14 protein-coding genes are annotated in these 14,465 nt (G+C 37.9%); 7 read left to right on the top strand and 7 right to left on the bottom strand.

All coding sequences use genetic code 11. The annotated features are described in order from the left end of the window. The first annotated feature begins 64 nt into the window (after window positions 1-64). Genes PI85_RS18080 through rlmD form a run of 3 tightly spaced genes read left to right on the top strand, consistent with a single transcriptional unit; the run spans window position 65 to window position 3,265 of the window. Window positions 65-973 carry a TIGR01777 family oxidoreductase gene (locus tag PI85_RS18080; RefSeq protein ID WP_036127359.1) on the top strand — a complete coding sequence of 303 codons (909 nt, stop codon included), beginning with the start codon at window positions 65-67 and terminating at the stop codon, window positions 971-973. A 56-nt stretch (window positions 974-1,029) separates the two neighbouring features. Then, window positions 1,030-1,854 (top strand): polysaccharide deacetylase family protein, encoded by an 825-nt coding sequence (locus PI85_RS18075; RefSeq protein ID WP_008173518.1) that lies wholly within the window; start codon window positions 1,030-1,032, stop codon window positions 1,852-1,854. A 37-nt stretch (window positions 1,855-1,891) separates the two neighbouring features. After that, window positions 1,892-3,265 carry a 23S rRNA (uracil(1939)-C(5))-methyltransferase RlmD gene (gene rlmD, locus PI85_RS18070; RefSeq protein ID WP_036127362.1) on the top strand — a complete coding sequence of 458 codons (1,374 nt, stop codon included), beginning with the start codon at window positions 1,892-1,894 and terminating at the stop codon, window positions 3,263-3,265. 336 nt (window positions 3,266-3,601) lie between these two features. Here rlmD and PI85_RS18065 read toward each other — a convergent pair whose 3' ends face one another. Both PI85_RS18065 and PI85_RS18060 read right to left on the bottom strand, forming a co-directional pair. Then, window positions 3,602-4,237: a hypothetical protein gene (locus PI85_RS18065; RefSeq protein WP_036120535.1), complete on the bottom strand. Its 636-nt coding sequence runs from the start codon at window positions 4,235-4,237 to the stop codon at window positions 3,602-3,604. Window positions 4,238-4,473: 236 nt separating this feature from the next. Beyond that, entirely contained in the window at window positions 4,474-5,658 is a 1,185-nt protein-coding gene (locus PI85_RS18060) for an MFS transporter (protein ID WP_036120538.1), read from the bottom strand. 362 nt (window positions 5,659-6,020) lie between these two features. Between PI85_RS18060 and PI85_RS18055 the strand changes: the two genes are divergently transcribed. After that, a complete protein-coding gene (locus PI85_RS18055; RefSeq protein WP_008173529.1) occupies window positions 6,021-6,206 on the top strand; it encodes an SE1561 family protein in 186 nt (61 codons plus the stop codon). Between the two features lie 44 nt (window positions 6,207-6,250). Here PI85_RS18055 and PI85_RS18050 read toward each other — a convergent pair whose 3' ends face one another. Beyond that, a complete protein-coding gene (locus PI85_RS18050; RefSeq protein ID WP_036120541.1) occupies window positions 6,251-7,051 on the bottom strand; it encodes a YwqG family protein in 801 nt (266 codons plus the stop codon). Between the two features lie 190 nt (window positions 7,052-7,241). Between PI85_RS18050 and PI85_RS18045 the strand changes: the two genes are divergently transcribed. Beyond that, window positions 7,242-8,777: a fumarate hydratase gene (locus tag PI85_RS18045; RefSeq protein ID WP_036120543.1), complete on the top strand. Its 1,536-nt coding sequence runs from the start codon at window positions 7,242-7,244 to the stop codon at window positions 8,775-8,777. A gap of 260 nt (window positions 8,778-9,037) precedes the next feature. Beyond that, window positions 9,038-10,942 (top strand): heavy metal translocating P-type ATPase, encoded by a 1,905-nt coding sequence (locus PI85_RS18040; RefSeq protein WP_036120545.1) that lies wholly within the window; start codon window positions 9,038-9,040, stop codon window positions 10,940-10,942. A gap of 64 nt (window positions 10,943-11,006) precedes the next feature. Here the strand turns inward: PI85_RS18040 and PI85_RS18035 are convergent, their stop codons facing one another. Together PI85_RS18035 and PI85_RS18030 are read right to left on the bottom strand one after the other, a co-directional pair. Next, entirely contained in the window at window positions 11,007-11,924 is a 918-nt protein-coding gene (locus tag PI85_RS18035; protein ID WP_036120547.1) for a YihY/virulence factor BrkB family protein, read from the bottom strand. Window positions 11,925-11,946: 22 nt separating this feature from the next. Then, window positions 11,947-12,273 carry a hypothetical protein gene (locus tag PI85_RS18030; protein ID WP_025115821.1) on the bottom strand — a complete coding sequence of 109 codons (327 nt, stop codon included), beginning with the start codon at window positions 12,271-12,273 and terminating at the stop codon, window positions 11,947-11,949. Window positions 12,274-12,451: 178 nt separating this feature from the next. On the opposite strand from PI85_RS18030, the gene PI85_RS18025 reads away from it, so the two are divergent. Beyond that, window positions 12,452-12,673 carry a DUF1128 domain-containing protein gene (locus PI85_RS18025; protein ID WP_036120551.1) on the top strand — a complete coding sequence of 74 codons (222 nt, stop codon included), beginning with the start codon at window positions 12,452-12,454 and terminating at the stop codon, window positions 12,671-12,673. 56 nt (window positions 12,674-12,729) lie between these two features. On the opposite strand, the gene motB is transcribed toward PI85_RS18025, so the two are convergent. Together motB and motA are read right to left on the bottom strand one after the other, a co-directional pair. Beyond that, a complete protein-coding gene (gene motB / locus PI85_RS18020; protein ID WP_008173542.1) occupies window positions 12,730-13,494 on the bottom strand; it encodes a flagellar motor protein MotB in 765 nt (254 codons plus the stop codon). Then, window positions 13,478-14,281, bottom strand: coding sequence for a flagellar motor stator protein MotA (gene motA, locus PI85_RS18015; RefSeq protein WP_036120556.1), 804 nt, complete (start codon window positions 14,279-14,281; stop codon window positions 13,478-13,480). The genes motB and motA overlap by 17 nt, the downstream gene beginning before the upstream one ends. Between the last annotated feature and the right edge of the window lie 184 nt (window positions 14,282-14,465).

Here is a 14,465-nt window from a genome sequence, read left to right as displayed (position 1 = left end):
TCACCTACGTGTTAAATGATACAATTATTAGGAAGTGTAATTTTTGAAAAATGGGGTGATTCTTATGAAAATTGTGATTGCGGGTGGAACTGGTTTTGTGGGAAAAGCTTTTATCAAGCTAGCACAGGAAAACGGTCATAATATTTTTGTCTTAACTCGGAGTGCATCTTCCGAAAAAAATGGCATTCATTATGTACAATGGTTGCAGGATGAAATCCTACCAATAGAGGCATTAGAAGGAGCCGATGCCTTTGTAAATTTAGCGGGAGTTTCTTTAAACAATGGTCGATGGACAAACAAACAAAAGAAGGATATTTATTGGAGTCGGATGCATGCGACACTTGAAATCGTGCGCATAATGGAAAAGCTCACGAAAAAACCTAAAGTCCTTGTTAATGCAAGTGCCGTAGGTTTTTACCCCCATTCTTCAGAGATTATTTATGATGAAACATTTACTGATGTGGCGAACGATTTTTTAGGCACGACTGTTCATGATTGGGAACGCCATGCGAAACGAGCAGAACCATTAGGAATCCGAGTCGCCCTTGCACGCTTTGGGGTCATTTTAGGTAGAAAGAGCGGGGCATTACCACCAATGCTATTACCATATCAAATGCATGTTGGCGGAACAATCGGTTCTGGTAATCAATGGCTTTCGTGGGTACATATTGAAGATGTGGCACGTGCCTTATATTTCGCAATCCTCCATGAAAATATTCGTGGGCCTTTCAATGTAACCGCACCTCATGCGACGCGCATGAAAGAATTCGGGCAATCAATTGCAATGATCATGAACAGACGACATTGGCTGCCTGTTCCTAGTTTTGCCATACGTTTGGCGCTTGGAGAACAAAGTACTCTTGTTTTAGAGGGTCAACATGTACGACCAGCAGTGTTAGAAGAGCATCATTTCATATTTAAATATCCGCATTTAACAGAAGCACTTGAAGACTTATTAATTGCTCAGAATTAGTGGATAATTTATAGCTATTTTACGCATCCTAATGAAAAAGAAAGGATGCGTTTTTTATGTGGAAACAACATATTGTAGGTGCGGTGATCGCTACATTTATTATTGCCGCAGGTATTAGCATTAATCCATATTTTGCTGCAGGTTCTGATGAACATCATTGGGGCTTTAAACGTGCAAAAAATGGTGAACAGGCAGAAGCTGGTGCACAGCTTGATCAATTACTTGATAAATACGGGGCTATTTATAAAGGAAAGGCAGATAAAAAAATTGCTTACCTAACATTTGATAATGGCTATGAAAACGGCTTTACCGAAAGTATTTTGGATACATTGGAAAAAGAGGATGTACCTGCTACTTTCTTTTTGACTGGGCATTATTTAGACAGTGCCAGTGACCTAGTAAAACGGATGGTGAAGGATGGACATACTATTGGCAACCACTCGTATGGTCACCCTAATATGGCTCGACTTTCACCAGAGGGCATGCGTGCAGAATGGCGAAAATTTGATGGGAAATTACGTGAATTGACTGGCATAGACCGCACAACCTATGCTCGCCCACCAGAAGGAACCTTTAATGCAAAACTGCTAGAAGTAGGAAATGCGGAAGGATACCGTCATATATTTTGGTCTGTTGCCTTTAAGGATTGGATGAAAGATGAACGACGTGGTGCAGATTATGCCTACAATGCGCTCATGGAGCAATTGCATCCAGGTGCCGTTATTTTAATGCATACTGTTGCACAAGATAATGCCGAAGCTTTGCCAATGTTTATTGCAGAGGCCAAAAAGCAAGGCTATACCTTCTTATCACTTGATGATTTAGTATTAGAATATGAAGATTTCCCTGTTGCTTTGCAATCGTCTGCTCCTTCGTTATAATGGGGAGATGACATTATAAAGCAGGGACGTGGAACGTTTGACGCAGCAAACAACAATGACCGTGGGACAACAATTCCCACTAATAATAAAAAGACTTGGCATCAATGGAGAAGGTGTAGGTTTTTATAAAAGAAATGTAGTATTTGTCAAAGGAGCTATTCCTGGCGAAGAAATTACAGCTCAGGTTACGAAAACACAACGTAATTTTGCTGAAGCTGAGATTTTATCCATTCGTAAAGTCTCTAAGCACCGTCAGGAAGCACCTTGTCCAGTCTACAATGAATGTGGTGGCTGTCAGCTTCAACATATGACATATGAAAAACAGCTAGTGGAAAAACGTGATATTGTCATCCAAGCTTTAGAGCGTTATGCGAAACCTCTAGCTGAAACGGTGGAAGTACGAAAAACAATTGGAATGGATAATCCTTGGCATTATCGTAATAAAAGTCAATTCCAAGTACGCAAGGAAGGCAAGCGAGTCTATGCAGGCTTATTTGTTGAAGGCAGTAATAAGCTTCTAAATATTAACGATTGCCTTGTACAGCACCCTGTCACTTCTAAAGTTACTGTTGCAATACGTAAGATTTTACAAAAATTAAATATTACAATTTATGATGGACGAACACTGGATGGCTTAGTGCGTACAATCGTAGTACGTACAGGGATTCGTACAGGCGAAACACAAGTTGTACTTGTAACTACTCGTAAAGAAATTCCTCATTTAGCTGAACTAATTACACGGATTAAAAAAATCGATCCAAGCATTGTCTCCATTGCACAAAATATTAATCGTGATAAAACCTCTTTAATTTTTGGTGATGAGACAATCGTTCTTGACGGTAAAGAAACGATACATGAAGAGCTTGGGGAACTAGCCTTTGACTTATCGGCTCGTGCCTTCTTCCAGCTTAACCCTACTCAAACAGTTCATCTCTATAATGAAATTAAAAAAGCAGCTGCATTAACTGGTAAAGAATCAGTAGTGGATGCATATTGTGGAGTTGGGACTGTCGGACTTTGGCTAGCAGATCAAGCGCAAGAAGTTCGAGGGATGGATGTCATTCCCGAAAGCATTCAAGATGCCCGTAAAAATGCGCGCAACCATGGCTTCAAGCATACCAAATATGCTGTTGGTACTGCTGAAAGTGTCTTAGCAAAATGGCGCAAAGAAGGCTTTACACCAGATGTTATTACAGTAGATCCACCACGTACAGGTCTAGCATCCGAGTTTATCCAAACCGTGCTTAAGCTTAAACCAAAGCGTTTTGTTTATACATCCTGTAATCCATCTACATTAGCGAAGGATTTACAGCAACTTTCGAAGCTTTATCATGTCGAGTATATTCAACCTGTTGATATGTTCTCACAGACTGCACAGGTAGAATGTGTTGCAAAGCTGGTATTGAAATAAGTAATCATAAAAAGGACGTCTCAAAATAAATGGAGACGTCCTTTTTTTATGATGCACAGCACGAGCTGCCTGGTGGATGACGGATGGTCTAGAAAAGTCGATACCTCAACCATTACCCCAGGATTTAAAAGATTTTTAAAGGTTCAATTTTCAACTTTTATAGATAGATTTTTGAAGCGTAAACTTTATACTTTAACCTTTAACCTTTAAGCTTTTAGGTTATTTTCATTGTAAGTTTCATTTGTGTAAGGCATGTTTGATGTTTAAACTCACACACATGCCTTGAAGCGCGAGCGACTCTTCGTTTTCCGTTTTCGCAAGGCCATGCATATCCCTTTAAGCTTGGACTTCAATAAATGTAGTGGCGTTCGATTCAGATAAGACTGCATCGACCTCTGATTCGAACTCCTCGATCCGACGACTTAATGTCTCTATTTGCTGTTTGACATTTAGTGGATCAATGATTTCAAATTCATTTCTTTTCATAAATGTGTCCGTATGTAATTTTACTTCTTCCGGAGATTGTTTATCTTTATTGCCTAATATATTAATTAAATAGGTTTCCAGTTTAGCTGGTAAGGCATCATTTTCTTTGGCGACTGTATGAATAGCAGAACGATATTGATGTTGCATGACTTCTAGCAAATCCTTTTCATATTGAATAGATTGTTTCCGCTCAATGGCCTCCGCGACAGTCATTTCTTCCTTGCCAACGATTACCTTTGTACAGGCATTCGATTGTACAACTAAAGCTTTTATTTTATGTCTATAGCTAATTAAACCCATTACTTTATCGTAGGATGCTTGCATTTGTTTCTCATACTCAACTATTTCTATTCCATTTATTTTCTGATTACTTTTACGATTGGCTACTACAGCGCTAACCTCATTTGTTGCCCCTTCAATCCGTTGCTGTAGCATTTTTAATTCTGTTAAAGCGCGATGAATAGATAGTTTTTTCATTTCGGTCATGATAAAACCTCCTTCTTAAGCAAGTGTTCTTTCATTATATTTAAAAATAGCAGCAATGTCCAAAATATCCCTTTTTATTTTTATTGATTTCATAAGAATTTGTCTGTATAATTCTTTTTTAGGTGCCAAACCTATGTAACTTGGACGGAACATCCTTGTTACGCAAAAAACGCCATAACAGCACGGATTTGCTGGGCGTTTTTTTGTTTTTGAGCGGGAGATGAGCCCCGCTCTTTTTATTTTGCCATCGATGTCTGTTTACTTTTAAGACGTCCAAATAGGAGTAATATGAAAGCCACAACTAGCAACAGCATGGCTACAAGTAAAAGGAAGCTATAGTTTTTTACATATTCTAAATAAACTCCACCTAAGAACGGTCCTGTTAAACTACCTATACTTAGGGCAATCCCACAGAGTAAATTCCCAGTAGGCAGAAGCTCCTTTGGCGTTAAATCTGCCATAAATGTAATCCCCAAAGAGAACATCGAGCCAACTAGCGTACCCGTTAAGAAAAACGCTATAGCGACGGCCATTTGTGAATGTTCTAAAAAACTGGCAATTGTGAAAATAATAGCGCCGCCAAATGACCCTACCATCAAAATATTCCTTCTTCCTACTTTATCGCCCAGTGCACCTAATGGTACTTGAGTTAAAATACCGCCAAATGTAAAGACCGATAAAATAATTGGTATCATGCCTACCTCAAATCCTTTACGTAGTGCATATACGGGGAATAATGCATTTAATGAAGATTCGAGGAATCCGTATACAAAAGGCCCTAAAAAGGCAATCCAACCAAATAAAATAGCCATTTTGTAACGCTTCCACCCTCTTGCATGTAAGTCCCCTGTTAAACGCTCAGGTTTTTCATTTTGTAAGAAGAATACAAAAGACCACGCCATCAAACACATGATTGACGACACAATAAACGGTAAAGCTTCACCTATTTCAATCAACTTTACCATCAGGGGCCCAACGGCAAAACCTATACTAAAAGACAAGCCATAGATAGCCATCCCTTTTCCCAAGTTTTTATGATCAGCAGTACTAGTAATCCATGTTTGAGTGGCATAGTGCAAGGCATGATCCCCAACACCAATCAGTAAACGAAGCACAAACCAAAATGTGACGCTTTTCCATAAAGGAAATGCCAATAAGGAGATAAAAACAAGTGCGCCCCCCATTAAAATGATCGGTTTATAGCCCCATTTTCGTAATGGTTGCTCGATAAATGGTGAAATTAATAATGTCCCTATGTATAAGCCCGTTGCATTCAAGCCATTTAATGCTGAGGAAACGCCGTCACGTTCAAAAATTATAGAAATAAGCGGTAATAACATCCCTTGCGAAAAGCCCGATATGGATACAATTATTACTAATATGGTAAATCTTTTTTTGCTGTAGTCTGAGAAGTATGTCATCTTTTCCTCCAATCAATCTCCCAAAGAACAGCATACCAAAAAGCCTTAGCGCTCACCACATGTGATTTTACGCTAAGGCTTAACGAATACTTATAGTCATTTAATTGTATAAACACGAAATTCGGCTTTTGATTATTACCGAGTACTTGTTTAAACTCCCTCCTTTTCGAGTTAGAGTTTTAAAGATGTTTTTAATCAGCTCCTTTACTTTATCTTAAAACAACTTTAACATACAAACTCAATATTGTAAATATTCTGTCTACTTATTTTTAAAATTAATCGCTTAGTCCTAGGTATCTACCTAAACATTGAAATTTCAGCCTAAATCAGCTACGATGAAAGGGATGAAATGAGGTGTACGAATGTCCAAGCCAATCACTGATAAAAAACAGCAAGTAACCTATTTAAGAGAGCGTCTTGAAATGTTTTTAGAAGTATTAGATGCCCTAGATCCTGAAACAGCTGAATTAGATGATATTGATCGTTTAATTCAAATGATGGATGACCTAGAAGACAAAATGGAGCAATTTAATGCTCGTGAACAATAAAAATTAAAAAAACAAGCGAGCACAATGTATGCTCGCTTGTTTTTTTAATGACAGTCCCAATTGTAAAGAACATTGCTAAAGTCTTTATTTTTTAATTCTTCCTCAGTAATGAAGAAATTGCCAACTCCACAATCGCCCCATAGTATATCATCCCCCACACTATCTATTTGCAATAGCAAAATTGTAGAGTCTGTATAATCACCGTATGCACGTGGATCTTCTTGTGTAAAGAAAGGATAACCACCGATTTTAAGTCCATCCCCAGTTAAAGCATCATAAAAGGCATCTTCTAATGTTTCGTTATCTTCAATTGTCGTTAAGATATGACTGTAAATGTCATTAGCTCTGTAATCATCAATCGATAAGGGTTCAAAACCTGTTTTAAAGGATAATGTCATTTCACGCTCTACTGGAAAATACATTTCCTCATCTTCCTTTTCTACAAATGAAAAATCTTGAATAAGCTGCGCTTCATCATGTATAACGGTATCATGAAAAATGACACGAAAACCTTCTTGATTTTTTCCATTATCAAAGTCCATTCCTAATACATCGTCATAGCCATCAATATAAAACTGCACTATCCCCTTTTCTGGGAAATTCGGCAAATGCTTAGGCAATTCTGCAAAATTAACTTGGGCTAAAAGCTTTAGTGGTTGTCCACTTGCATTTTTAGGATATTCCATTGCTAGTGGGAAATAAGGGTCCCCGGCAAACTTACTCTGAAACAAGGTTGTTTTTCCAGCATCCGCATCAATAAGGACAACAGGCTTCATTGTTTCCTCTATTAGCGGTCTATATTGTTCAAATTCTTTCGGTAATTCAAGTAAAGTTTTAGCAGACATACAAATTCCTCCTAATTGTGGGTTATTATTATTTTAGAACAAACGTTCTGTAAAATCAACTCTCTATTAAATTACTAGTAAACTATGCGTAAATTTAGCCCTCATAGGTAAGGACTCTTTTTTTCATTAGTTGAAAAGAGTATAATGTTACGTGGAAATAATCAAATTTTCTATGGGGGGCAATACACGAATGAATCAACAAACTTTGGAGAAAAGTCTTTATGATTTAATTACTGAAACATCCACGAATTTACCTAAGGATGTACGTCGTGCGATTAAAAAAGCAAAAGAAGCGGAGAATGCTGGAACACGTGCGGCAATGAGCTTAGACACAATCTCAAATAATATTATTATGGCAGAAGATAATGTATCACCTATTTGTCAAGATACTGGTCTTCCAACTTTCAAAATTTATACACCTGTGGGCGTAAACCAATTAGAAATTAAAGCTGCGATTAAAAAAGCAATCAATGATACGACAGCTGATGCAAAACTACGTCCAAATGCAGTAGATTCATTAACTGGTGCCAATAGCGGTAATAACCTTGGCGATGGTTTACCAGTTATGAAGTTTGAACAATGGGAAAATGATTACATTACGATTAAATTAATTCTAAAAGGTGGAGGCTGTGAGAACAAAAATATTCAATACAGTCTTCCATGTGAAATAGATGGTCTTGGTCGTGCAGGTCGTGACTTAGATGGTATCCGTAAGTGTATTTTACACTCTGTATACCAAGCACAAGGTCAAGGCTGTTCAGCTGGTTTCATCGGTGTTGGTATTGGTGGAGATCGTTCTTCCGGCTACGATTTAGCAAAGGAACAATTATTCCGTCATGTTGAAGATACAAATCCAAATCCTGATCTTGCCAAATTAGAAGAGTATGTGGTGAAAACTTCTAATACATTTGGTATCGGTACAATGGGCTTCGGTGGCGAAGCAACATTACTAGGCTGTAAAATCGGGGTTATGCACCGCATTCCAGCTTCCTTCTATGTATCTGTAGCATATAACTGCTGGGCTTACCGTCGTATGGCTGTGGACATTGATCCTCAAACTGGTGAAATCATTAAATGGCACTACCAAGAAGGTGAAAAAATTACTTTCAAGGATGAAGTGGCAGCTACAACAGAAGACAACACAACAAATGTAGTAGAGCTTACTGCACCAATTACAGAAGAACAAATTCGTTCACTAAAAGTTGGAGATGTAGTTTCTATTACAGGACGTATGTATACTGGTCGTGACGCTATCCACCATCATTTAATGAGCCATGATGCACCAGTGGATCTAAATGGACAAGTTATTTATCACTGTGGTCCAGTTATGGCAAAAGATGAGGAAGGCAATTGGACAGTAAAAGCAGCTGGTCCAACTACTTCTATTCGTGAGGAGCCATATCAAGGTGATATCATGAAGAAATTCGGTATTCGTGCTGTCATCGGTAAAGGTGGTATGGGACCAAAAACATTAAAAGCTCTTAATGAACATGGTGGTGTTTACCTAAATGCTATCGGTGGAGCAGCTCAATATTACGCAGACTGCATTAAAGGTGTAGATGGTGTTGATTTAATGGAATTCGGTATTCCAGAAGCTATGTGGCACTTAAATGTTGAAAAATTCACAGCAGTTGTCACAATGGATTCACACGGTAACTCCTTACACGCAGATGTCGATAAATCATCTTTAGAAAAACTTGCATTGCACGCAGAAAGAGTTTTCTAATTCAATATAAGTAAGCAGTAGCCCTTCTGACTGCACACTTTGCTAAGGCACAGAATATTCCTAGTGAATAGACTGTGCCTTTTTCTGTTAATAAAAAATGCACCTTTTTTAACTCTCCTCTTTATTTCTATAAATTCCTTTGTTATAATAATTCTAAATAAAAGATATGGTAATTGAAATCCATTTTCAATTAAATATCACATTTAAGTGTTTATAGTTAGAGGTTTTGATATTGATTTTCATTATCAGGAGGGATTAGAATGGAATACTCTAATCGAGAAAATATAAATTTAATTGAGAAAATAAAGGAGCATGCAGAATTAATTGCTGCGTTAATCGCTGGTATATTCATCTTACTTGCATGGCGTTTAGATACAAGCGGACAAACAACCGCTTCTGTTCTTCTTTATGTCATTGCCTTTTGTGTAGGTGGATTTGCCAAAGCGAAAGAAGGTATTGAAGAAACAATAGAAGATAAGAAATTGAATGTTGAATTACTAATGGTATTAGCAGCTATCGGTTCCGCAGCCATCGGTTATTGGACAGAAGGTGCTATTCTTATTTTCATTTTTGCAGTAAGTGGTGCACTTGAAACTTATGCTATGAATAAAAGTCATCGTGAAATATCTGCATTGATGAATCTTCAGCCAGAAGAAGCCTGGTTAGTTCGAGGCAACTTTGAGCCAATGAAAGTATCCGTCTCTACCTTACAAATTGGTGACCATTTATTGATTAAACCTGGGGAGCGTATTCCAGCTGACGGTATTATTTTTAAAGGACAGTCTTCCATTGATGAATCAGCTATAAGCGGTGAACCATTACCCGTTTTAAAAAGTGAAGGTGATGAAATCTTTGCGGGTACCGTAAACTTAAATGGTGCGATTACGATGGAAATGACGAAGGCCAATTCAGAAACACTTTTTCAAAAAATTATCCAGCTTGTCCAAAGTGCTCAAAGTGAAAAATCTCCGTCTCAACAATTCATCGAAAAATTTGAGGGAACTTATGTGAAATTTGTTTTACTTGGTGTAGCCATCATGATGTTCCTTCCCCATTTCGTACTAGGTTGGGATTGGACAACAACTTTTTATCGTGCCATGGTTTTATTGGTTGTTGCATCTCCATGCGCACTTGTCGCAGCCATCATGCCCGCGACACTTGCAGCTATTTCAAATGGTGCCAAAAATGGTGTGCTATTTAAGGGTGGCTTACATTTAGAGCATCTCAGTGTTTTAGGAGCATTAGCAGTCGATAAGACGGGAACATTAACACAAGGTAAACCTGTCGTGACAGATTTTATTGTCCGCGATGGATTCGAACCTCAGATGGCTTTAGCTATTCTTGCAGGAATTGAAACACAGTCCAACCACCCTCTTGCTCAAGCCATTACTTCCTATGCAAAAGCGGAAGGAATTACTGCCTTACCACAAGCAACAATTGAGGATATCCCAGGATGGGGTATTAAAGGGATCGTTCACAACAAGGAATATCAAGTTGGTAAACCTGAATTTGTGAATGCTCAACATGCCAACGATTTTGCAAATGGCGCTGCGGCAAAACTTGCTGCACAGGGTAAAACGGTTATTTTCATCCGTGACCAAAATGGCATTGTCGCATTAACAGCTTTAAAGGATACTGTCCGTAACGAAGCGAAAAAAGCTGTGTCATTATTAAAAGAGCTTGGTATTGAAGTAGTCATGCTTACTGGCGATAACGAAAAAACAGCGAAAGTAATTGCAAAAGAAGCTGGTGTCACAGAGTATGTAGCAGAGTGTCTACCTGAAACGAAGGTAACAGAAATGAAACGTTTGCTGTCCCAACATCACTTTGTAGGAATGGTTGGTGATGGCATCAATGACGCGCCTGCATTGGCTACCGCAACTACTGGAATTGCGATGGGTGAAGGTACAGACGTTGCGTTAGAAACAGCTGATGTTGTATTAATGAAAAACGATCTATCTAAAATCGCTTATGCCGTTCGCCTATCTCGTAAAATGCAACGAATTGTCAAACAAAATATTATCTTTTCTATTGGGGTAATTATTTTGTTAATTGCCTCTAACTTTTTACAAGTGGTCGATTTACCTTTAGGTGTAATCGGGCATGAGGGTAGTACCATTCTCGTTATTTTGAATGGCTTACGCATGCTGAATAAAAATGTTTAATCACAAAAAATGCCTCGCTTCTCTCCTACGAGAAGCGAGGCCATTTTTTAATCTGGTCTTTTCCTTATCTATTAATTTCCTTTTGTAACGCCCTTTTCTGCATTGTAGCATTTAATACTCCACCAAAGATTAAAATAATTCCCGTAAAATATAACCAGAGCATTAAAATAATAACGCCACCAATACTACCATATGTAGCAGAATAATTCGCAAAGTTATTAATATAGAAAGAGAAAGCATATGTGACCACTAACCAGGCAAGTGTAGCAAACATCGCCCCTGGCCAAACACCCAATATTTTCAACCTTGGGCTTGTATTAGGCACGAACCAGTAGATGCCCATTAAAACAATAAAAATAAGTATCGGTGGTATTGACCATCTTAAATTATGCCAGACCGATTCAAATTGTTCCTCTATGCCGACGATTGAAAATAGGAAATGACCTATTTGCTGTCCAAATACTGGCAACAGAAGAGCGACTGCAATGACAATAACAAGAGCCACTGTAAAAACAAGAGATAGCCCTCTATCTAATATACCTGCTCTTCCTTCTGTATCGTATGCTTTATTCAAAGCTCGAATTAGCGCGTTAATACCTTTAGATGCCGACCATATCGTACCTAGTACCCCGATGGACAATAAACTACTATTACGGTTTGTTAAAATTTCATTCAACGTATTTTCAATGAGCTTATAAACTTCATCTGGCAATACATTTACTAAAAATGAATAAACCTGCGTTGTTTGCAAATTAAGATATGGTAGTAATGTCACAAGGAAGATAAGTAATGGGAAGAATGATAGTAAAAAGAAATAAGCGAGCTGTGCGGAAAGCGCTGAAATTTCTACTCGCTTTAACCGACCTATCAAATCTTGGACAAAGCCCTTGGATGTCATGACATCAATCGCTTCCCCCTCAGGAGAAACAAATGATTTGACGAATCCAAAGGCATTTTGCATTGTTGCCTTTTTCTTTTCCATACAACTCCTCCTAAAACTACAATTATTCTTTATGAGGTAAAGTAAAAGCTGACTTTGTATCATCAATCATACTTTGAATCGTAGTTGGCAATTCTTTAAATTCCTCTACCTTCTCTGCAATGGTGTTGACATTATCTGACACACTTTCACAAAGCACCTTCGCAGCCAGTACTTTCTCCTCCACTAGAACCTGTAATTCTTCACGATTTGTTGCATAGTACGTGACAGCTTCTTTCATTTTTTTAGTTGTATCGATTGTTTTTTCACGAGTAGTACGATCAAGCATACTTAATGCTGCACCAATTGCTGCTCCTGCTACGATTGATACTAATAATTTACTTTGACCCATATTAAAACCCCCTGCTTGTGTAATTGCATATTCCCTAATATTTCATAAATAAACTAGTCTACTGCCCTTATTCTACCCAATAACAGTCTATTTTTAAAGCAATGCTCAAATACGGAGTTGACATTTTTTTTATTCAATGAAATGATTATTGCGAAGAGTACGAAAGGTAGGGTAAAAAATGGATTTATCAGTCCCATCAAAGGAAAACGTTATTTATATGATTGATCAAATGAAGGATAAGCTTCGTATGGTAAATGTCGATGCAATGAAATCGGAAAATTTCAATGAAGCAAACTATGAAGACTTAACGTATTTATATGAAATGGTTATGAAAAGAGATTCCTTTAGCCCAAGCGAAATGCAAGCGATTGTGGCTGAATTGGGTTCTTTACGTAAATAAGCAAACAAAAAAGCTATGAGCATGAGACAAAGAGTCCGTGCTAATAGCTTTTTAATTTACTGTGTATTCTTCGCTTCCGAGCCATCCTCAGTCACTAGCGGTTGAATAAGTACTTCAACACGGCGGTTCTTCGCACGGCCTTCTGCTGTATCATTAGGTGCAATCGCTCGGTTTTCGCCGTAGCCTTTTGCACTAAAGTTCTCAGATTTTAATTGAGAATTACTGTCTAATAAAACCATATAAAAATTAGAGGCACGCATTAATGATAGCTCTAAATTCGAAGAGAAGTTAGGGCCCGCTGGAACATTATCCGTATGACCAGTAATAACAATATTACGTGGAGGATTGGATACTAATACACCCGCAAGCTCCTTCGCAATAGGAATATACTCTGGTTTAATCGTTGCTTGTCCAGGATCAAATAAAATACTATCACGAATTGTCACAAGTAAGCCTTCATCTGTCATTTCTGTAGCGAATTGACCTTCCATTTCATTGACAGCGATAAAATTATCGACACTATCTTTAATTTCAGCCAACTCCTGTTGATCCTTTAAGTAGGCTGAATTTTGTTGTGGTGTTTGGTCGCTATCCGCATTTGGACTAGGTACTGGTGAAGGCTGCTCTAAAAAGCTTGTTCCACCATCAAACACTTGACTAAAAACGGCTGACATTCTTTCTAGCTTTTCTTGGTCTACTGAACTTGAAGCAAATAGTATAATAAACACAGCTAGGAGCAATGTTAAGATATCGGCATATGGTACTAGCCAAGACTCATCTATATGCTCATCATGCTTTTTTTTCTTAGCTTTCTTTGCCAAGGCCACCCGCCCCGCTTTCACCAGAAATTTGACGACGTTCTTCCATCGTTAAGTATGATGATAGTTTTTGTTCAATTACACGTGGAGCCTCCCCTTCTAATACTGAAAGGATACCCTCAATCATCATTCTCTTTTGTTTCACTTCTAAAGCAGATTTACGTTTTAATTTATTCGCAAATGGGTGCCATAAAACATAACCAGTAAAGATACCGAGTAATGTAGCCATGAAAGCGGCTGAAATAGCGTGTCCAAGCTTTTCGATATCGTTCATATCAGCCAATGCGGCGATTAAACCTACTACTGCACCAAGAACCCCAAGAGTTGGTGCATATGTACCTGCTTGTGTAAAAATGGCAGAACCACTAGCATGACGTTCTTCCATCGCTTCTACTTCCTCTGTTAATACATCACGGATGTAGTCTGCATTTTGTCCATCAATCGCTAATGTAAGACCATTTTTCAAAAACGGATCTTCAATTTCTGATGCTTTACTTTCAAGAGCTAATAGCCCTTCACGACGAGCTAAGTCAGCCCATTGCGAAAACATCTTAATAATTTCAATATCATTTGCTAATTTAGTTTCTTTAAAAAGAATCTTAAATAGCTTTGGTACGCGCTTTAACTCTTGCATTGGAAAGGCAATTGTTACTGCGGAAATAGTACCAAAGATGATAATTAGGATAGCTGCTGGGTTATAAAAAGCTGTTAAACTTACACCCTTCATTACCATCCCTGTTAATAGCGCTATAAACGCAATTATTAACCCTATGACCGACGACTTATCCATTCTAGAACCTCCAAATCTACTATTACTCTTAATTTCGTCTGTTTTTCCATATTTTAAATATATAATGCTAGTATAAATGTATTTTAAATATTTTTCGATGTAATTAATGCTTTTTATTCACATTTCGACCATTTTTGATTATATTGAATTAAGAATATTACACTAAACTGTCTTATTTCGAAAG

Source organism: Lysinibacillus sp. A1 (assembly GCF_000801965.1).
GTDB classification, from domain to species: Bacteria; Bacillota; Bacilli; order Bacillales_A; family Planococcaceae; genus Lysinibacillus; species Lysinibacillus fusiformis.
Note: the sequence above shows the minus strand (reverse complement) of the source record. Positions and strands in the feature narration are given on the sequence as shown.